Genomic DNA, 20,273 nt, shown 5'->3' with positions numbered 1-20,273 from the left:
TATAATACAATTGTAGGAGTTCCTTGTCAAGTATCATTTTACTTGAATTTACAATGCCACTGTGTTATTCTTAAACAAGTAAAAATACTATGAAATGAGGATTATTTATGGGTAAAACTTTTATTCCTAAGGGCTATGCGTCCGCGCTTACATTATATGAAACACAAAACGCAATCGGTATGATCCATAATACCTTTGAAGAAAATCTTTCTCAAAATTTAAATCTCAAAAGAGTATCTGCACCTTTGTTTGTGGATGCACAAACAGGCTTGAATGATAACTTAAATGGCGTGGAACGTCCCGTTAGCTTTGAAGTTCCCGCAACAGGGGTTACGGCTGAGGTTGTGCATTCCTTAGCAAAATGGAAAAGAATGGCTTTGCATCGTTATGATTTCCATCCCGGCAAAGGAATCTACACAAATATGAATGCAATCCGCCGTGATGAGGTTTTGGATAATTTGCACTCTATTTATGTTGATCAGTGGGATTGGGAAAAAGTAATTACCACTGAAAAGAGAAATGTGCAGGAATTAAAATATACCGTGCAGGGCATTGTAATCAGCATTTGTGATACCTTGGATGTAATAAAGCAAAAATACCCTCGTATCACCACAGACCTTTGCAGAGAAGTAACCTTCATCACTTCTCAAGAATTAGAGGATAAGTATCCCGATCTTACCCCTAAGGAAAGAGAGAATGCCATTGTAAAAGAGCATAAAACTGTCTTTATTATGCAAATTGGGGATGTTTTAAAATCCGGTAAGCCCCACGATGGCCGTGCACCAGACTATGATGATTGGAAATTAAATGGAGATATTCTGTTTTACAATCCCGTTTTAGACTGTGCATTTGAAATTTCTTCCATGGGCATCCGCGTTGATCCAGTAGCTATGGATGAGCAATTGCGCAAAGCAAACTGCGACGATCGTCGTGAACTTCCTTTTCATAAAATGTTGCTGGAGGGCAAGCTTCCCTCTACCATCGGCGGCGGCATTGGACAATCACGTTTATGCATGCTGCTTTTAGGTAAAGCACATATTGGCGAGGTGCAATCCTCTATTTGGGATCAGGAAACCATTGATGCTTGCAAAGAAGCAGGAATTGTACTTCTGTAATTAAATAACCATATAAACCTAAGCGGAAACCATTAAAAAGTTTCCGCTTAATTTTTAAGAAATACACTTTTTGGGGGGGTGAAAACATGTGGATCAAACCAAGTAACTAAGCAAGGCAATATTTTTTGCTTGCTATTATTTAGAAAACTGATTGAAAAAATTTTTACGATAACCATCATAGTTGTTGTTTCTCACGCATTTCTACTGTAACTGAGCACAGCTTTAGAGTTACACTAATGGGCAAGTAGAAAAACATCAGTTAAAATAAATATTAGGAGGCACATATGTCATTTTTTACATTTCAACATAAGCAGATTTACTATCAGGAACTAGGACACGGAGCACCATTATTACTGCTTCACGGAAACACTGCATCCTCTGCCATGTTTGAGGAAGCTGCAAAAAAGTATATGAAAAACCATACGGTAATTCTAATTGATTTTTTAGGTCATGGAAAATCTGAAAGAACGCAAGAAATTCCTTCTAACTTATGGTTTTTAGAAGCACAACAAGTCATTGCCTTTCTTGATGAAAAAAACTACACCAAAGTAAACCTAATCGGAAGTAGTGGCGGAGCATTGGTAGCCATAAACGTAGCTTTAGAGCGACCGGATCTTGTCCATAAAGTCATAGCTGATAGCTTTGAAGGAGAATATCCACTACAAGCATTTATAGAAACAATCAGTGAACAGCGGGAGCTCTCAAAGCAAGATAAGGGAATCCAGGAATTTTATGTTTCCATGCATGGCGATGATTGGGAACAAGTTGTAGATTGGGATACGCAAGCCGTAAAACGGCATTTTCAGGAAATCGGTAAGTTTTTTCATAATCCTCTGGAGGATTTTATCCCACCACTCCTTTTCACAGGTAGCAAAGAGGACGAATTTATTTTAGAGCTGGATGTAAATTACTTTGAAAAGACCTATTCAAACATGATTCAAAAAATAGGTCATGGTGAAATTTTCCTCTTCGAAAAAGGCAATCACCCTGCCATGCTTTCAAATCTGGATGCCTTTGTTAGAATCACCGAAAATTTCTTACTAAAATAATGTACTGTCACAAAAAGCCACCGGACTCCTAATGGTGGCTTTTTCATTCTGGCTCTATTTCATTGAATAACAAATCATTCATCGGTAGTGCTCTCGGCCAAAACTTTCTCTTCTTCACTAGCATTTTCAAATATTTCTGCAAGTTTCATATACTTAGCAGCATTTTCCCATTGACCAAGCTCCCCATAACAAGTCCCTAGGCGTAAACATACAAAACTGATTTCTCCTCCATCCAGTCGGAGCGTATTCTCAAACCAAAAAATTGCCTGCTTCCAAACATGTTTTTTGTAGAAATACTCCCCTAAGCTTATACATACCTCTAAGGATGGGGTATCCTCCAGAGCGAAGGTTAATAACAATTGAAATCCTTCGTCTTCAATATCCTTCCCACGTAAGCGAGCCATAAGCTGTTTGGCTCGCAGTGCACGCTGCTCCGTTTCTTCTCCCCTTTGGTCTAAAAGTATGATTGCATCCGCCAAAGGACTGATACGTTCCAAACACTGAGATAGCCCTTCCTCATTTTCTATTGTCAAATAAACACCGATGGAACTCAATCCCATCACCCCCTGCTCTTAAAGTATATGCAGGGACAAAATTCGTCGTTCTAAAAACATTAAAAAACAACGTAGAAATAGGCTCATGAATGTGGAAAAATTTTTTATACCAAAATATATTAGAAGAACCTATTCCTTCTACCAATCAGACCATGCTAATCTTCCCTAAAGATTGCATTTGAAAACCCTTTGCTCTATTTAAAATAGATATAAAAAAACACCCCATTATGGGGTGTTTTAAAATCTTGTAAATGTGTATCTTATTTGTGGCCTGCAGCCTTATAAGCTTCGATACCTTTGCCTAACAGCTCGATACCTCTAGCCATATCTTCTGCATTCAAGATATAAGCGATACGCAGTTCGTTTTTACCCAAGCCAGGTGTAGCATAGAAACCTTCAGCAGGAGCGTACATAACTGTTTCGTTGTTCTCTCTGAATTCTTTCAATAAGAATACTAACAAGTCTTCTGTATTTTCAACAGGCATCTTGCAAGTGATATAGAAAGCACCACCAGGCTGTTCGCAAACAACACCAGGGATCTTCTTGAGTGCTTCGTAGGAAACGTTTCTTCTCTTTTCATATTCAGCTCTTACTTCTGTAAAGAAAGCAGGATCTAACTTATAAAGAGCAGATGCGCCAACCATTTCCAATGTAGGGCAGCAAAGTCTACCCATAGCAATCTTCATAACGTTAGCCATGAGATCAGCATTCTTGGAGATTAAGCAGCCAATACGAGCGCCGCAAGCGGAGAATCTTTTGGAGATAGAGTCAATGATGATAACTCTGTCAGCTACATCTTCGTACTGACCAAAGGATGTCATTTCTCTGCCATCATATGCAAATTCTCTGTAAACTTCGTCAGCCAAAATCCAAAGGTCATGCTTCTTAGCGAAGTCACAGATAACTCTCATGTCTTCTCTGGAAAGGATGCAGCCTGTAGGGTTACCAGGGTTAACGATAGAAATCATTTTTGTTTTCTCTGTTACAGCTGCTTCCAATCTGTCCATGTAAGCATATTTGTAACCATCTTCAGCGTAGGTTGTAACAGGCTTAATTACGCCGTCAGCAGCCTGGATGAATGTCAAATAGTTTGTGTAGTAAGGTTCAGCAACAATTACTTCATCGCCGGGGTTGATCAAAGACAAGAATGTCAAAGTCAAAGCTTCGGAACCACCACTGGTGATTAAGATATCTTTTCTTTCCAAACTCATATCAAAGGTTTTAAAGTAGTCAATGATAGAATCCTGTAATTCAGGAAGTCCGGGAGATTCAGCATAAGCCAGAACCTTCTGGTCAAACCCTTTGATTGATTCCATAAATACAGAAGGTGTTACGATATCAGGCTGTCCGATATTCAGATGATAAATCTTTGTTCCCTGTGCCTTAGCTTCTGCAGCCATAGGGTTAAATTTTCTGATAGGGGAATTCTGCATCGCTTGTACTCTGTCAGATAATTTCATTGTTTTTCACTTCTCCTTCATCATTTCATCATTATAATATGATATTATGTGTTATTTTTTAGGCAGTATACATTAGCAATTATTTTATTCGAACTGTAATAATGAAATAAAATTCATTTATTGTTCAATAATCCCACAATGCCCGCTAATTACCTACCTAATTGCATTTTCAGTATACCACTTTTCGTAATAAAAACAATAGTTATAGTGAATTTTTCTACAATATTTAGTATTTTTGGTTGTTTTTAGTACGGATTTTCTATTATTGAGAATAAAATTATTAATAAAAATACTGTATTTTTCATTTTTCCATTATTATTTTTCATTTTAACAAGCTTACTACCTTGGAATGAAGGTTTAATCGTCTTTTTGAACAAATTATGAAGAAAACTCTTCAATTAAACTTTCACAAAAAAAAATATTAAATTTCTTTATATGGAGACTTCTTCATAAATTTGAAAAAAAGTCTTTTTTCTCTGGAAAAAAGCCCCATGCAATTTATACATGGAGCTTCCTTTTTAAGAAATATTTTCGCCTTTGTCTTCACGCTTTTTCTTTTCTTCCAAGGCTTTTTTCAACACCATATCTTTGACTTTCATCAATCGCGTTGTACCTGCACGTTCGTTTTCTTCCAGCTTCATGGTAATATATTTAATTGTCTCCTGATAGTTTGGAATCATAACGTTTTCTAAGGCATTTACACGACGACGGGTGCGTTCAATTTCTTGGGCTAAAAGCTGTGCAGTTTTTTCACTTTCTGCCAAACGCAATAAAGGTTCCATTGCATTGGAAAAGGAAAGCATTGCACTGTCTAATTCGCCAGAAGAAAAAGCAAGTCCATAGGGATAAATATCCCCACTGCTCTCTTCTGCTTGGAAATCAAAAACAGGTACATTTACACTCATAATATTCTTTTTTGTAACCTTTACAGCCACAGATTGTTGAGGAATCATTAAAGATTCTCCCAAAACACTTTCGCTTAAAACTGCTCTGGCTATAATAAAGTCTTTATAAGCGTTTTCCAAAGCCGCCTCTGCTTCTTCACGCAGGCGCTTATTTTCCCGTACGATATTTAAGAACTGCTTCATCAGCTCATCCAGCTTATCCTTCAGAAGCTTATGACCTCTGGTTGCTGTCTTCAACAGCTGCTTTAATCTGGACATTTCCATACGGGTAGGGTTGACATTCAATCTAGCCACGACTCATCACTCCCCGTCTGCTAAATATTTTTCCAGATATTCGTCACGAATACGCTTCAATTCGCTCTTTGGCAACATACGAAGCAAGTTCCATCCGGTTTCCAATGTCTGTTCTATGGTTCTATCAGTTCTAAAACCTTGAGATACATATGTTTTTTCAAATTCATCTGCGAATTTCGCATATATCAAGTCTGTGTCTGACAATGCAGATTCACCCAAAATTGCCATCAATTCTTTTGCATCCTTGCCACGAGAGTAAGCTGCAAACAACTGGTTCATTGTATCAGCATGATCTTCTCTTGTTTTGCCTTTACCGATACCCTTATCCTTCAAACGAGAAAGAGATGGCAAAACGTTGATTGGAGGCTGAACGCCTTTTTTATAAAGATCACGGCTTAGAATAATCTGACCTTCCGTAATATACCCTGTTAAGTCAGGGATAGGATGAGTCTTATCATCTTCAGGCATGGTCAAAATAGGAATCATTGTGATAGAACCTTCTTTTCCCTTCATACGTCCTGCACGTTCATACATGGTAGCAAGGTCAGTATACAGATAGCCGGGGTAACCACGACGACCGGGAACTTCCTTCTTTGCGGCAGATACTTCACGAAGGGCTTCAGCATAGTTTGTAATATCTGTTAAGATAACCAAAACGTGCATCCCTTGTTCAAATGCCAAATATTCCGCAGCAGTTAATGCCATACGAGGGGTACACACACGTTCAACTGCAGGGTCATTTGCAAGGTTTACAAATACAACGGAACGGTCAATGGCACCTGTTGCCTTAAAGTCGTTGATAAAGAATTCCGCATCCTCAAAAGTGATACCAATAGCCGCAAATACAACGGCAAATTTGGAATCTGTGCCACGAACCTTTGCCTGACGGGCAATTTGAACCGCCAAGTTGGCATGTGGCAAGCCTGAACCGGAGAAAATAGGAAGCTTCTGACCACGAACCAAAGTGTTCAGACCATCGATGGCAGAAACGCCTGTTTGAATAAATTCTGCAGGATATTCTCTCGCCGCAGGATTAATAGGTGCACCGTTAATATCCAAACGTTTTTCAGGGATAATTTGAGGGCCGCCATCGATGGGCTTACCCATGCCGCTGAATACACGCCCTAAGATATCAGGAGATACGCCAAAATCCAAGCTCTTTCCTAAGAAACGCACCTTGCTTTCCGCAAGATTAATTCCTGTAGCACTCTCGAATAACTGAACCAGGGCAGTATCACCGTTTACTTCCAAAACCTTACATCTTCTTACTTCACCGCTAGATAATTCGATTTCGCCTAACTCATCATATTTTACGCCATCAACACCTGTTACAAGCATAAGGGGACCGGCAACTTCTTCAATCGATCTATATTCCTTTATCATAATTCATCCGCCCCCTTACTGATTAACTCATTAATTTCGGCTTTAATATCCTTTTCAATTTCATCGTAGCTTTTATCTACGTTTACTTCTTCCATATATTTTGCACGACCGATACGCTCAATTACATTTAACTTTGTAATTTTCTGAATATGAACCCCCGCTTTAATTGCAGTCTGTGCTTCGTGATAGAAGGTCAAAATCAATTTTAACATTCTATACTGCTTGTGCAAAGATGTATAGGTATCTACTTCATGGAAAGAGTTCTGGTGCAAGAAGTCCTCACGGATGGAACGAGCTGTTTCCAGAATCAATCTATCACTGTGGGACAATGAGTCAACACCAACCAACTGCACGATTTCCTGCAATTCAGCTTCTGTCTGTAAAAGTCTCATTGCTTCCGTACGATGCTCGGAAAAATCGGGATGCACATTGATATCTGCCCATTCGTCCACTCTATCCTGATACAAAGAATAGCTTGATAACCAGTTAATTGCAGGGAAATGACGCTTATACGCCAAAGATGCATCCAGACCCCAGAATACCTTTACAATACGTAAAGTAGCCTGAGATACAGGTTCGGAAGTATCACCACCAGGAGGGGATACTGCTCCAATTGCTGTCAGTGTACCAATTCTTCCATCCTTACCCAAGGATACAACGCGGCCTGCTCTTTCATAGAACTGTGCCAAACGAGAACCCAAGTATGCAGGGTAGCCTTCTTCACCTGGCATTTCTTCCAAACGACCACTCATTTCACGCAGTGCTTCCGCCCAACGAGAAGTCGAGTCTGCCATCAGTGCAACGTTATAACCCATATCGCGGAAGAATTCTGCAATGGTTATTCCTGTATAAATAGAAGCCTCACGCGCCGCAACGGGCATATCGGAGGTGTTTGCAATCAAAACAGTTCTTTGCATCAAGGATTCTCCTGTACGGGGATCTTTCAGCTCAGGAAACTCACATAAAACGTCAGTCATTTCGTTACCACGCTCGCCGCAACCGATATAAACAACGATGTCTGCGTCCGCCCATTTTGCCAGCTGATGCTGTGTAACTGTTTTGCCGCTGCCGAAAGGCCCGGGAATTGCAGCAACACCACCCTTTGTGATAGGGAAAAATGTATCAACAACACGCTGTCCTGTTACCAACAAGGAATCCGGAGATTTTTTCACTTTATATGGTCTTTCACGACGAACGGGCCATTTTTGCATCATACTTACAGAAACATCCTTACCCTTTTCATCAGTAATAATGCAAACGGTCTCTTCCACCGTAAATTCCCCTACATAAATTTCTTTAATTGTTCCCTTCAAACCAAAAGGAACCATAATCTTACAAACTACAACCGCTGTTTCATTTACAATACCAATCACATCGCCGGCTTCAACTACATCGCCATTTTTTGCTGTTGGCTCAAATTTCCATTTTTTGTCCCGATCTAAGGACTTAACTTCAATACCCTTTTGAATATTTGTTCCGCTGGCTTCATACAGCTTTTCCAGAGGACGCTGAATTCCGTCATAAATGGTTGATATCAAGCCGGGGCCCAATTCAACGCTCATTGGCATCCCTGTAGATACAACTTCCTCGCCGGGTCCAAGACCTGATGTTTCTTCATAAACCTGTATGGATGCTTTATCTCCGTGCATTTCGATAATTTCACCAATAAGGTGTTTCTCTGATACACGCACCACGTCAAACATATTGGCGTCTCTCATGCCCTCCGCTACTACCAACGGACCCGACACCTTTACTATCGTGCCTGTTTTCATATGCTCATTCACCTACAATCGTATTTATTCACTAAACAATATATCCGCACCAATCGCACGTTTTGCCGATTCTCTTACTTCGTTCATACCCAGACCCATGCTTCCACCAACACCAGGAATCACAATAATCGCGGGCAATTCAAAATCCTTGTATTTTGCAATGCTTTCCTTCGCCATTAAACTAGCCTGCTCTGTGATATAAATAATCGCATAGTCCTTTTCTGCCAGTTTATGAATTGCCTTTTTTACTTCCTCTGCATTGTAAGCAGGGAAAATGTCAATTCCAAGAGCGAGAAAGCCCAAAATGCTGTCCTTATCGCCAATAATTCCAACTTTAGACATAAGTCTCTCTCACCCTTTCTTTAATAATGGCCGCATCAATGCTATGCATCTTACAAGTCATGATGATACGAATACATTTCGCTTCGGTTTCTTTCGCCAATATAAACGCCATAACCGGTTCAGGAGTCAAGGTCTTATATTTTGCATCCTTGATATACTCCATCAGGTAATCATCACAAGCTTTTTCAAAGGCCGTAAAACCTTGATCCATATATTTCTCGCAGAGCAAGCCATACGGCGTTTCTTTTAAAACTGCCACCAAAGAATCACTACGGAATGCCCTGGAAATCAGCTCTAAGCTTATACTCCCCCCGGGTACAAAGCTTTCCTCCAAAACCTGAAACTCTCTTTCCATTTTTTTCACCCGATAAAGGGTTTTCAAATTCGTGATATCTGCCAGCATCTGAACATATTTGGAAACATAAATATTTCCTAATTTCGCTGCTGCCTTTTCCATTGTTGAAAAGCAAGCCTTATCCAAAATGGTGTCAATATATCTTCCGTTACGAGTTTTGGCATACATGCTAATGGCCTCTTCTACGGCCTCCCCGTTTATATTGGGTAACTCCGCATAGTTTCTTTCCCGCAAATTCTTACGCAGTGTTTCTATAGGGATTGTTCCGCCCAAAATTAAAAACTTCTTACCACTTACCTTGGAAACCTCTTCTTTTAAAAGAACCTTGATATTATGATAGTCATTTTTATAAAGGAAAATATCAATCAATGTTTCTTGAGGAATCAACCCTGCAACAGCCTGATAGGTTTCCTCCAAATGATTTCCAATCATTTTTTCAAATTCGTAAACGCCTCTTATCTGCGTTTTACCGTAAGCACTGTCAGACAATATACGCAAGGCCTCTTCAGCAGTTTTAGCATCTGCCATCTGCATTAGCTTTTGCTTTGTCACCAAGGAGTTTTCCATAGAACGGACACTAGCCACAGCGAAAGGGTAAATCTTATTTTTTGACATCAAGAATCCCCCTCCTTAAAACAAAATTTTTGCTGCTATTTGTCTAATCTCTTCTTGTTCCACCGTGATAATGGACTCAAAAGAATAATTATATTCAATATCTCCATTTTTCACTATAAACCCACCGTCAAGTTCCCTGCTTTGTTCAGAAAGGATAAAGCCTTTTTCCTCTATAACAGAAGCCAAGCGTTCTCTATCCCCTTTCGAAACAATAATTTCTTTACCGATATCCTTATCTAACTTGGCAAGCATAATGCCTACCGTTTCTGCATACTGGGCATCTGGTAACGTTTCCAATCTTCTTTTCGCCTCAGCAATGACATCCTCAAGAATGCTCTGCTTTTCTTGCAAAACTGTGATTTTTCCTTGCAGCTCTGCACCCGAAATCGCCTTTGCCTTTATTTTTTCTGCTTCAGCTTCGGCATTTTTTTTCAAAACTTCACTTTCACGCTTTGCTTTTTCTTCTGCTGCCTTTAAAACTGCTTCCACTTCCAAATTGGCTTTCTCTTTGATTGCCGTTGCTTCCGCTTCTGCCTTCTCTATGATTTTATCGATGATAATTTTACCGTCATTCATAGGAGTGCCCCTCCTTTTCTTTCAAGTTTATCATACCTGGATGCTGTTGAGCATCAGGAAGGAAATAAGCAAAGCCAATACTGCATATGTTTCTACCATCGCTGCGAAAAGCATACCTTTTGCCAACTCACTGGGTTTTTTACCAACCAACATAATGCCTGCCGCTGCTGCTTTACCCTGAGCAACACCAGAGAAGATGCCTACCAAGCCAACAGGTAAGGATGCTGCAAAAATACCTGCGCCCTGAATCATTGTCAATTCAATCATGCCATCGCCACCCAAAAGCCCTACTTTAACCATAACCAAGAAAGCAATCAGCAAACCATAGATACCCTGAGTTCCAGGTAATGCCTGCAGCAACAGAACCTGACCAAATTTATTAGGGTCTTCAGAAACAACACCCGCTGCCGCTTCACCAGCAACACCTACGCCAATCGCACTACCTATACCTGCAAGAGCAGCCATTGCTGCACCTGCCATCGCTAAAAATTCACCACTGAATAAACTCTCAACCATTATTCTTCTCCTCCTTAAGTATCTTGATATATTTTGTTCTTCTTTCAAAAGGTGCAAACGGTCTGCCGCCGCCTGTGTAAAATTTTCCGAAAAATTCTACATACTGCAATCTGCAGGAATGAACAAATGCACCCAGCGCATTGATTGCAATGTTGAAAATGGTACCAAATACAAATGCTATCAGCAAAATAATTGCGCCCTTTATTCCACCACCTGCCAAGGATCCTAAAGTATTGATTACCTTTGCAACAACACCCGTTGCCAAACCTAATGCAAGAAGTCTGGAATAGGAAAGAACATCAGATAAATAGCTGGTAATTCCGTAAAGACTGCCAAGCCCTCCCGTTATTTTACCAAAAATACTTTTTTTGCTTCTCCCTCCTGTTAGTACGATACCAACCGCACCCACAATAGACATTCCTTTGCCTACCGTGACCATTACAGGGGATACACTGCCGCCAATGCCAAACAAAACCAAACCAATCAATATTATGTACCAGAAACCAATGTCAAACAATGCATCTAGGGGATGACCATCCCGAATCAACATATAAGCCTGTATTCCCATACCCACGAACAAATGAATGCCACCAAGGATTAGGGAGAAAACTAATAATTTCATAGGTTCTGCTAATGGATCAAACCAAATCGGCTTAATCACGAAATCTACATCAAATAACGTTTTAGCCGTTACCGTGAAGAAATCTCCAAACCACCCTCCAAAAAGAGCTCCCCATATAAAAGTAGAAATACCGCAATAGAAGAACATTTTTATCATACGATAAGTCATGCCTTCCAGTTTATATTTCTTTAGTATAATCCAGCAACCTACCGCCATGATGATACCATAGGCAGCATCACTCAGCATCATACCAAAAAATATAAAATAAAAGGGCGCCAATAACGCTGTAGGGTCAATATCATGCCTTGAAGGCAAACTATACATATTTGTAACTGCCTCAAACGGAGTAGATAATCCGCCGTTATGAAGGCAGACAGGAACCTCGTCTTCTGGTTCAGGTTCATTTATACTATAATAAAATTCATATTTTTGTAAGAGTGCCTCAACTTCTGCCTGTGCCTTTTTGGGCACCCATCCGTCGAAGTAAAATACCATTTCTGTGCTAAGCATATCCCCAACGATTTTTGCTCGATCACGACGCATATTCAAGCTATCATAAAGGAATTCAATATTGCTTCTAGACACAGATAATTCACCTAAAATAGCCTCTTTGGCAAGTATTCTCTGCCGATTTTCTTCTACTTGTGTTTCATATTGCTTCAATGCTTCTCTAGGGGTTCCCCTGTGCTCCGCAAAGGAAACTGGATTAAAGGCAAACTCTCTAAGCGTTTCATAGACCTGCTCCCGTTCCTCCTTCAAACAGATAATAGAGATATAAATCTGCTGTGTATCCACACTTATCTGTTGTACTACTGCCGAAGGAACCTTTTCCAATACAGTCTGCAATAAGCTATCATACTTTGTTTTAACACCGACTGTTCCATAAATTACTGTAGAATACTTTGTTTCCTTCATTTCTAAAGGGATATCCATGCTTTCCCAAGGTTTCAGTCCAGCAATTATACCCTTTAAGCGATTGACTTCATTTTGTCCATCCGCAATTTGCTTATAGCACATAACCGCAGTATCCACGTTCATTTCTGTTTCTGTTTTTGTTCGATTCATGTGATTGACAAATTCTCCACGGTCAATTTCCTCTCGAACCTGAAACAGAGGTTTTTTTCGTGTATCGTAGCGGTTAATGGCCTCTAATGCAGTGCTGACACGGGCAATATCAGCCTCCAAACGGGAAACATCCGCACTGTTACTGGTTCTAAAAATATCAGGCATCCACTCTTCGTCATTTACTGTGCCTTCCTGAGAGTTGATTTCAACAACACCCAAATGCATCAGCTCATGAATAAAAGGGGTTCGGCTGCTATTTAAACCAATGACAGTAAGCTTTCGCATCTCAACGACTGCCATACACTCCCACAACCCTTCCAATTACCGCTTGAACAGCTTCTTCTTTCTTTTGTGCTGCCTGCTCTTTAATTTGCAAACAAACTGTTTCCGTATTTTTTTGAATGTTCTGGATTTCGACGCGACTTTCATCCTCTGCCTGTTTCGCAACAAGCTGCATTAGTTCTTTCCCTTGCTGTTGAACCTGCTGCAATAGCACTTCTCTTTGTTTCTGCGCATCTTTTTTCAAAGCTTCCGCGTCTTCCGTGGCCTGCGTTATGATCTGACCAGCTCGTTCTTCAGCCTCTACGATGCTTCTCAGGATCTCATGAGCCATTACCATCACCTCTCTTGTTTACAATTCGCCATGCAAATTGTATAGTATGCATTTCTGTTAGGAAGCGAACCTCTTTTGTTAAAGTTATAACACTGCTTAATACAAAAAAAGAAGAAGTTCTACCTAAAATTCCAGACCCATCTTTCATGAAAATATGAAAAAAAGACCTTTTCATCAGCGGAAACACACCAAATTACAAAGTTTTTATGGTTTCGCTTAGTATGTATTAAATCTAAAACATACCTCAGTGTAAATAATAAATTATTTGCCTTGTATTGTCAATAACCCATTACATCTCGACAATACAGTAATATTTTATCGTGGCTTTTCATAATTGTTAAATTAAAATCAGTATCTTTTTTCATTTTATACCCTTGTGTTGAGTTTTACAGGCTTTGCGAACGGTAGTTTGCATGCAATTTATTAGTGCCCAAAGTTTTTTATTGGCATTATTGACACTGGTAAATTTAGGGTATTGTGACTTTTTAACATACAAATCGAACTTTTTTTGTGCAAAAATCTATATTTTTTTATTTTTTTTCGTGTTTTTGACAGTCAGACAATGAAATATATTTCACTCGTTTCTCAAGAATCTGAAAATCACATCATTGAACTTGCCTATATGTAAAAAAATAAGCCCAGATAATCGCTCTAAGCCTACTCAATCTCTCCCATTTGTACATTTTTATCTCTATCCAAAGCACGCAGCAAATCCCTTTTCATCCAATTGGGCAGTGTACTTAAAACCACTTCCTCCTTTGTCATCCAAACAAAAGCATCGTGCTCTTCGCTTAATGCAACACTCCCTTTTTTCCAATGACAGGCATATGTAAAAATGCATAGATGGATATGATTTTTAATCACATCAAAAAGAGAAACAGGCTCCCCCACAAAAACTTCTAGGTTGGTTTCCTCTTTTATCTCCCGGCGCAGGCCATCCTGGGCATGCTCGTAGAAGTGTAGTCCTCCTCCCGGCAAATCCCATTTTTGCTGGTTATTCATATAACTGCAATTCATCTCATCTTGAGATCTGGATAAAACCAAAACCTTTTCATCTTTCACAATAACTGCCTTGACGGCAATTGCAAAATCTCTTTTCATAGGGTCACCTCCTTTTTCTCTTCTCTTAAATAACACTCTTTATTTTGCAGCTTCCAAAAGTGCTAAAATTTCTTCCTCAGAAAAATCGTATTCTTTACCACAAAAATGGCAATGTAGATTAGCTTTTTTATCTTCTTTCGCAATTTTCTCTAGTTCTTCTTTACCAATACTTATTAAAGCCTTCTCTACCCGCTCCTTTGTACAATTACAATAAAACTCTGTTGGAACTTTATCAAGAATTTTCATATCCATCCCTTGAAGAATCATTTCCAAAATTCCCTCTGGAGTTTGTCCCATATCCAACAAATCTGTAATATAAGGAATTGTGTTCAAGCGGGTTTCCAGTTGAGAAATCACCTCTTCAGATGCATCAGGCATGAGCTGAATCATAAATCCGCCTGCACAGCGAATAGAAGTATCCGTATCCACCAAAACCCCTAAGCCAATTGCAGATGGTGTTTGTTCGGATTGGGCATAGTAATAAGTTAAATCTTCGGCAATTTCCCCGGAGACCAATTGAATACGTCCTGCATAGGGCTCTTTTAGACCAATATCTTTGATTACACTCATATAGCCTTGGCCAATTGCTGCACTTACATCCAGCTTCCCTGGATATTTAGAAGGAACCTCTACATTAGGGTGAAAGACATAGCCTTTTACCCTGCATTTACTATCGGAAGTAACAACTGCTCCTTTAAGTGGTCCCAATCCTCTTATCTGAAGAGTAACCAAGTCCTTCTCACCCTTTAGCATACTTCCCATCATAGCTGCCGCTGTCATCATTCTGCCCAAAGCTGCCGAAGCCACTGGGGAGGTATGATGTACCTCTCTTGCATGCTGAACCATTTCGCCAGTGGTTGCGGCAAAAGCACGGATGCTGCCGCCTCCTGCTATCGCTCTTACAATATAATCACCCATTTTATTTTTCCTCCTTTAACTGCGCCACAAAAAAATAGCGTTGGCTATCTGCTTTTGCTCGCTCAAAACTATATCCATCATACACATTTAAAAGTGTAAAACCATTTTCTGCAAGGCAACATTCTATTTCTTCCATACTGAAAGCCCTTTCATAATGGTACTCTTCAACACGTTCGTAAGTTTCTTTGTCTTTTTGCTTTTTAAAAAAGCTTACATAGTATTCATTAATTCTTTCCTCTTCATCAAAGGAATTCTCCCAAAAATAAGCGGAATCCTCTGTCATAGCCGCATAAGTCTTGTCTCCCAAAACCTCTTTAAACTTATACTCCGAATTCATATCGAAAAGAAACAACCCCTGAGGGTTCAAGTGCTTTCTAATTGCAGAAAAGGTGGCTGAAAGCTCCCCCTCCTCCGTCAAATAATTCAAACAGTCACAAAGGCTCAAAACACAATCTACCTGATATGGTAACTCTAACTCCACCATATCCTGACAAAAAAAAGGTATGGAAACGCCTTCTGAAATTGCTTTTCTTTGTGCCTCAGCAAGCATTTCCTGGGAAATATCCACCCCTATAACAGAGCATCCTGTCTTTGCAAACGGAATGGTTATATTACCCGTTCCACAGCCTAAGTCAATCACACTTTCCGGGTTTGTGCCAAGTTTCTTCCATGAATCAATAATATATTGCACCCATGCAGGATAATCAATTTCTTCCATAAATACATCATATAAAGATGCAAAGCCCTCATAAGCTTCCATTTTTCGTTTCTCCTATACCAATACCTTCAAAATCCAACAATTTATATATTATAGCTTTTCCTCTGATGTATTGCAAGAATTTTTCCCCTTAGCCGCCGCATCTCTTTTCTTCTTTCCCATAATACCGCCAATACGTCCGCTCTCTCTGGCAGTAAGGCCTTTCCAGCCCACCTTTTCAACCTTTTCCATAAGACCCAGTTCCTCAGCAATTTCATACTTCATGGCAATATCTCGTTTTTGTTCTTCTGTCAATTCCTTCTTCTGACCCATTTAAAAAACTCCCTTCTTTTATTTCAGTATTGCCCATTTTTTATTTTTTTTACAGCCTCTGTCCTTGTGAAAAAAAATATTGTCTATGAACGAAAATCATTTGACAGAATCCTTTTCTGATGGTAGACTATGGATTAAGTAAATAGTTCTAAAAGTAGAGGTGCGTTTTTCATGAGTACACGGGCGAATATCATAAGGGATAAAGGCCGTCCGCCGAAAGGGGCAAACGCCGAAGAGAGAAGATGCCTTATCTTTTTTTCTCTGGTTGTCCGGTTAATAACCGTCCAACTGTCATTGGTACCCCCAATGGAGCGCTACGAAACTGATTTTTTTGCATTACCATTCTTTTGTTGTATGCAAAATTTTGAAGTCGGCGCTTGCCGGCTCTTTTTGTTTTTCCGGCAAAACTTGCCTTTGGAACATATACCACTAAGACGAAGAATCTGGGCATAAAACTTTAAATTAGTAGAATCAGACCAAAAATAAGAAACAACCTTCACATACCATTACATTTACATGGAAAACGCATACCTTATTTATAAATAAGATTTTCTGCGAAACAACTTTGGAAGATTTCTCAATACTATTTTTGCATTCTATTTTTGAAAGTTTTCGTTTCTTCGCACATACTCACATATTTGACATTATTATAATAAAGAAAGAAGGAAGTTTGAAATGAAAAAAATTAATCTTGCAGTTGTTGGCGCGACAGGAATGGTCGGCAGAACATTTTTAAAAGTTTTGGAAGAAAGACAGCTTCCCATTGAAAATTTCTATGTTATGGCTTCAAGCCGTTCCGCAGGAAAAACAATTACCTTTAATGGCAAAGATTATATTGTTGAAGAGCTAACGGAAAATTCCTTTGATAAACCTATTGATATTGCGCTGTTTTCTGCAGGTGGCAGTACCAGCGAAAAGTTTGCACCCATTGCTGCAGCTCATGGTTGTATTGTAATTGATAACAGCTCTCAATGGCGAATGGATCCAGAAGTGCCCCTTGTTGTACCTGAGGTAAATGCCAATGATATCTCTTGGCACAAAAATATTATTGCAAATCCAAACTGCTCTACCATTCAGGCAGTGGTTGCATTAAAGCCCCTTGATGAAAAATATAAAATTAAGCGTGTTGTATACTCCACCTATCAGGCAGTTAGCGGTGCAGGTCTTGCAGGTTGGATGGATCTTGAAAATGGTCTAAAGGGAGAAGCACCACAAAAATTCCCCCATCCCATTGCTAATAACTGCTTGCCTCATATTGATGTATTTTTAGATAATGGCTATACAAAAGAAGAAATAAAAATGGTGAACGAAACCAGAAAAATGCTTCATAATGACAATCTGAAAGTTACAGCTACAACAGTTCGTGTACCCGTTTTCAATTCACACAGCGAATCCATCAATGTGGAGTTCGAAAATCCATTTGATTTAGCTGAATTGATTGAAACATTAAAAAATGCTCCCGGCATCGTTATGATGAATGATTCTAAAAATAACGAATATCCTTTAGCAGAAAGCGCAACAGGACATGATGAAGTTTTTATTGGTCGTGTTCGTCGTGACGACAGTGTAGAAAACGGAGTAAACCTCTGGGTGGTTGCAGATAATATCCGTAAGGGTGCAGCTACAAATGCAGTTCAGATTGCAGAAGAAATTATCAAAAACATGAACGCTTAACTTATATCCTATTTAAAAATTTTGGAGGTGCTTGCATTATGTCAATTTTTACAGGCGCAGGTGTTGCTTTGGTTACGCCTACATTTCCCGACGGTACTGTTAATTTCGAAAAAATGAAAGAACTAATTGAATTCCAGCTTGCCAACGACACCGATGCTCTGGTTATTTGTGGTACAACAGGCGAGGCATCCACTCTTTCCGACGAAGTACAAATTGAATGCGTACGCTACGCAGTTGAGGTTGTAAATGGCCGGGTTCCTGTTATCGCAGGGGCAGGCAGTAATGATACGGCACACTGTATCGAGTTGGCTAAGGGCTGTGAAACCGCTGGAGCTGACGCCGTTTTATTGGTAACCCCTTATTACAATAAGGCTACCCAGAAGGGTCTCATTCTCCACTATACTGCTGTTGCGGAAAGTTTATCTATCCCCATTATCTTATATAATGTTCCTGGGCGTACAGGATGCAATATTGCTCCTAAAACAGTGTTAGAACTGTCCAAGGTAAAAAATATCGTGGCAGTAAAAGAAGCAAGCGGCAACTTGTCTCAGGTAGCTGAAATTGCAGCATTAGTTGGCCCCGACTTTGATATTTACAGCGGTAATGATGATCAAATTCTCCCAATCCTTTCTTTAGGTGGAAAAGGTGTCATTTCTGTTTTATCTAATATTGCCCCAAAAGAAACCCACGATATGGTTGTTAAATTCTTCGAGGGTGATCTAAAGGGCTCCATCGCTTTGCAGTTGGGTGCAATCGAGTTGATTTCTGCCCTTTTCTGTGAGGTAAATCCTATCCCTGTTAAAACAGCATTGGATTTAATGGGCTACGAGGTTGGCCCTTGCCGTATGCCTCTTTGTGCTATGGAAGACAAAAACCTGGAAACATTAAAGAAAGCAATGAAAAACTACGGTTTGCTTTCATAATGACGATTTGCGGCAAAGATATCTCTTTGCCGCATTTTAACAGATTTGATTGTGTATAGCATTCTAACAAGATATTGGCTTGGAAATCGTTATATTACAATGGACGCTGACATCAGTCAGTGAAAAAGACAAGCTTTAGAATGACTCATTTCCTAAAATGAAATGGGTATCATTCAAAAAGTAGGATAAGGTTTGATTTTAAAGGAGTGTACTATATGATTAATATTATCATGCATGGCTGCGGTGGTAAAATGGGACAAGTTGTGGCAGAAATCGTAGCAAACGATGCAGCCTGCCAAATTGTTGCAGGTATTGACCCAAGGGTACCTGGGGCTGATTTTCCTGTTTTCCCAACGCCTGCTGACTGTAACATTGAGGCCGATGTAATCATTGACTTCTCTACAGCAGTGGCTGTGCCCGCATTACTGGATTTTGCGAAAGCGAAAAAAATACCCATTGTTGCCTGCACCACTGCTCTTAGTGATGAAACCATGGAATTACTCAAGGAAACTTCAAAAGAGGTTGCCGTATTAAAATCCGCAAATATGTCTATCGGCATAAACTTGCTTATTGAGTTGGTTCAAAAAGCCGCAAAAGCTTTGTATGATGCAAATTTTGATATTGAAATCGTAGAGAAGCATCATAACCAGAAAATTGATGCTCCTAGTGGAACTGCCATGGCTTTAGCAGATGCTATAAATGAGGCAATGGAGCAACAATTCCATTATGTGTATGATCGTTCTCAAACAAATGAAAAAAGAGACCGTAAAGAAATAGGAATCCATGCTGTTCGAGGCGGAAATATTGTGGGCGACCATGACGTTATTTTTGCCGGAAGAGACGAGGTAATTGAATTAAACCATAAAGCCACCTCTCGAGAAGTTTTTGCTGTTGGTGCAGTAAAAGCAGCAAAATTTTTGGCTTCACAGGGTCCCGGACTTTATTCAATGAAAGATGTCCTAGCTTAATCATGAAAATCCCCTATTATGATAATTAAAGGGGATTTTTTAATTGCCTATGCATCAGTACAAAAGTGCAATCCCTTAAAATGCATTAAAATTCTATAATTACTCAAGTAAAATAAAAACAGTGTCAGTCACTTCAAACCAAAGCACTGGCACTGTTTTTCCTGATATCGTGCAGCTGTTGGCACTCTATCTCCATTCTTTCGTTGTTGCATCATAAAATCTTACTTAAGTTACTGTTGCCACTCCACATGAACATCTCACTTGTTGTTTTTTCGCGTTTTAAGCAACTTTCTTAATTTAGTTCATTTCAGCAAATTGGTTATGTATTGTTAGCATTAAAGATAAATCAGGATAATTTTTCATTTATTTTACAGCAATAATTTACTGTCTATATATAAGATTATTCTTTTTTTGCAATATCAT

General features: G+C 39.5%; 20 protein-coding genes and 1 riboswitch. Of the genes, 5 read left to right on the top strand and 15 right to left on the bottom strand.

Translation table 11 applies throughout. The features are described from left to right. The first annotated feature begins 107 nt into the window (after window positions 1-107). Together asnA and NE558_RS01055 are read left to right on the top strand one after the other, a co-directional pair. Complete coding sequence (gene asnA / locus NE558_RS01060) at window positions 108-1,115, top strand: aspartate--ammonia ligase (RefSeq protein WP_256148065.1); 1,008 nt, start codon at window positions 108-110, stop codon at window positions 1,113-1,115. Window positions 1,116-1,399: 284 nt separating this feature from the next. Then, window positions 1,400-2,164 (top strand): alpha/beta fold hydrolase, encoded by a 765-nt coding sequence (locus NE558_RS01055; protein WP_256148064.1) that lies wholly within the window; start codon window positions 1,400-1,402, stop codon window positions 2,162-2,164. Between the two features lie 74 nt (window positions 2,165-2,238). Here NE558_RS01055 and NE558_RS01050 read toward each other — a convergent pair whose 3' ends face one another. The 15 genes from NE558_RS01050 to NE558_RS00980 form a co-directional block, all read right to left on the bottom strand. After that, window positions 2,239-2,718, bottom strand: a complete 480-nt coding sequence (locus tag NE558_RS01050; RefSeq protein WP_256148063.1) for a tetratricopeptide repeat protein — start codon at window positions 2,716-2,718, stop codon at window positions 2,239-2,241. A 260-nt stretch (window positions 2,719-2,978) separates the two neighbouring features. Further along, the gene (locus tag NE558_RS01045) at window positions 2,979-4,178 is read right to left on the bottom strand and encodes a pyridoxal phosphate-dependent aminotransferase (RefSeq protein WP_256148062.1); all 1,200 of its coding nucleotides are present in this window, start codon (window positions 4,176-4,178) and stop codon (window positions 2,979-2,981) included. A gap of 518 nt (window positions 4,179-4,696) precedes the next feature. Continuing rightward, window positions 4,697-5,377, bottom strand: coding sequence for a V-type ATP synthase subunit D (locus NE558_RS01040; protein WP_256148061.1), 681 nt, complete (start codon window positions 5,375-5,377; stop codon window positions 4,697-4,699). Between the two features lie 6 nt (window positions 5,378-5,383). After that, window positions 5,384-6,760 carry a V-type ATP synthase subunit B gene (locus NE558_RS01035; protein ID WP_256148060.1) on the bottom strand — a complete coding sequence of 459 codons (1,377 nt, stop codon included), beginning with the start codon at window positions 6,758-6,760 and terminating at the stop codon, window positions 5,384-5,386. Then, the gene (locus NE558_RS01030; RefSeq protein WP_256148059.1) at window positions 6,757-8,532 is read right to left on the bottom strand and encodes a V-type ATP synthase subunit A; all 1,776 of its coding nucleotides are present in this window, start codon (window positions 8,530-8,532) and stop codon (window positions 6,757-6,759) included. Before NE558_RS01030 ends, NE558_RS01035 begins: the two co-directional genes overlap by 4 nt. Window positions 8,533-8,556: 24 nt before the next feature. Then, the gene (locus tag NE558_RS01025) at window positions 8,557-8,874 is read right to left on the bottom strand and encodes a V-type ATP synthase subunit F (RefSeq protein ID WP_256148058.1); all 318 of its coding nucleotides are present in this window, start codon (window positions 8,872-8,874) and stop codon (window positions 8,557-8,559) included. Continuing rightward, entirely contained in the window at window positions 8,867-9,844 is a 978-nt protein-coding gene (locus NE558_RS01020) for a V-type ATP synthase subunit C (protein ID WP_256148057.1), read from the bottom strand. Before NE558_RS01020 ends, NE558_RS01025 begins: the two co-directional genes overlap by 8 nt. Before the next feature lie 15 nt (window positions 9,845-9,859). After that, window positions 9,860-10,420, bottom strand: coding sequence for a V-type ATP synthase subunit E (locus NE558_RS01015; RefSeq protein WP_256148056.1), 561 nt, complete (start codon window positions 10,418-10,420; stop codon window positions 9,860-9,862). Between the two features lie 30 nt (window positions 10,421-10,450). Further along, window positions 10,451-10,936 (bottom strand): V-type ATP synthase subunit K, encoded by a 486-nt coding sequence (locus NE558_RS01010; RefSeq protein ID WP_256148055.1) that lies wholly within the window; start codon window positions 10,934-10,936, stop codon window positions 10,451-10,453. Continuing rightward, window positions 10,929-12,923, bottom strand: coding sequence for a V-type ATP synthase subunit I (locus NE558_RS01005; RefSeq protein ID WP_256148054.1), 1,995 nt, complete (start codon window positions 12,921-12,923; stop codon window positions 10,929-10,931). The genes NE558_RS01010 and NE558_RS01005 overlap by 8 nt, the downstream gene beginning before the upstream one ends. Continuing rightward, on the bottom strand, window positions 12,910-13,236 hold the full coding sequence (locus NE558_RS01000; protein ID WP_256148053.1) for a hypothetical protein: 327 nt from the start codon (window positions 13,234-13,236) through the stop codon (window positions 12,910-12,912). The genes NE558_RS01005 and NE558_RS01000 overlap by 14 nt, the downstream gene beginning before the upstream one ends. Window positions 13,237-13,893: 657 nt before the next feature. Beyond that, a complete protein-coding gene (locus NE558_RS00995) occupies window positions 13,894-14,337 on the bottom strand; it encodes an NUDIX hydrolase (RefSeq protein WP_256148052.1) in 444 nt (147 codons plus the stop codon). 39 nt (window positions 14,338-14,376) lie between these two features. Beyond that, the gene (gene hslO / locus NE558_RS00990; protein ID WP_256148051.1) at window positions 14,377-15,255 is read right to left on the bottom strand and encodes an Hsp33 family molecular chaperone HslO; all 879 of its coding nucleotides are present in this window, start codon (window positions 15,253-15,255) and stop codon (window positions 14,377-14,379) included. A 1-nt stretch (window position 15,256) separates the two neighbouring features. Next, complete coding sequence (locus NE558_RS00985; RefSeq protein WP_256148050.1) at window positions 15,257-16,015, bottom strand: class I SAM-dependent DNA methyltransferase; 759 nt, start codon at window positions 16,013-16,015, stop codon at window positions 15,257-15,259. 48 nt (window positions 16,016-16,063) lie between these two features. Then, window positions 16,064-16,285 (bottom strand): small, acid-soluble spore protein, alpha/beta type, encoded by a 222-nt coding sequence (locus tag NE558_RS00980; protein WP_066053663.1) that lies wholly within the window; start codon window positions 16,283-16,285, stop codon window positions 16,064-16,066. 147 nt (window positions 16,286-16,432) lie between these two features. After that, window positions 16,433-16,610, top strand: a riboswitch (Lysine riboswitch). 350 nt (window positions 16,611-16,960) lie between these two features. On the opposite strand from NE558_RS00980, the gene NE558_RS00975 reads away from it, so the two are divergent. The 3 genes from NE558_RS00975 to dapB all read left to right on the top strand — a co-directional run bounded on the left by NE558_RS00975 (window position 16,961) and on the right by dapB (window position 19,850). Next, window positions 16,961-17,959, top strand: a complete 999-nt coding sequence (locus NE558_RS00975; RefSeq protein ID WP_256148049.1) for an aspartate-semialdehyde dehydrogenase — start codon at window positions 16,961-16,963, stop codon at window positions 17,957-17,959. A 38-nt stretch (window positions 17,960-17,997) separates the two neighbouring features. Then, on the top strand, window positions 17,998-18,882 hold the full coding sequence (dapA, locus tag NE558_RS00970) for a 4-hydroxy-tetrahydrodipicolinate synthase (RefSeq protein WP_256148048.1): 885 nt from the start codon (window positions 17,998-18,000) through the stop codon (window positions 18,880-18,882). A gap of 215 nt (window positions 18,883-19,097) precedes the next feature. Next, a complete protein-coding gene (gene dapB, locus NE558_RS00965; RefSeq protein WP_256148047.1) occupies window positions 19,098-19,850 on the top strand; it encodes a 4-hydroxy-tetrahydrodipicolinate reductase in 753 nt (250 codons plus the stop codon). The last annotated feature ends 423 nt before the right edge of the window (window positions 19,851-20,273 follow it).

Origin of the sequence: Anaerotignum propionicum (assembly GCF_024461735.1) — a bacterium.
In the GTDB taxonomy this organism is placed as follows: Bacteria; Bacillota; Clostridia; order Lachnospirales; family Anaerotignaceae; genus Chakrabartyella.
The sequence above is the reverse complement of the archived record's forward strand: the minus strand, read 5'-3'. Positions and strand labels throughout refer to the sequence as shown.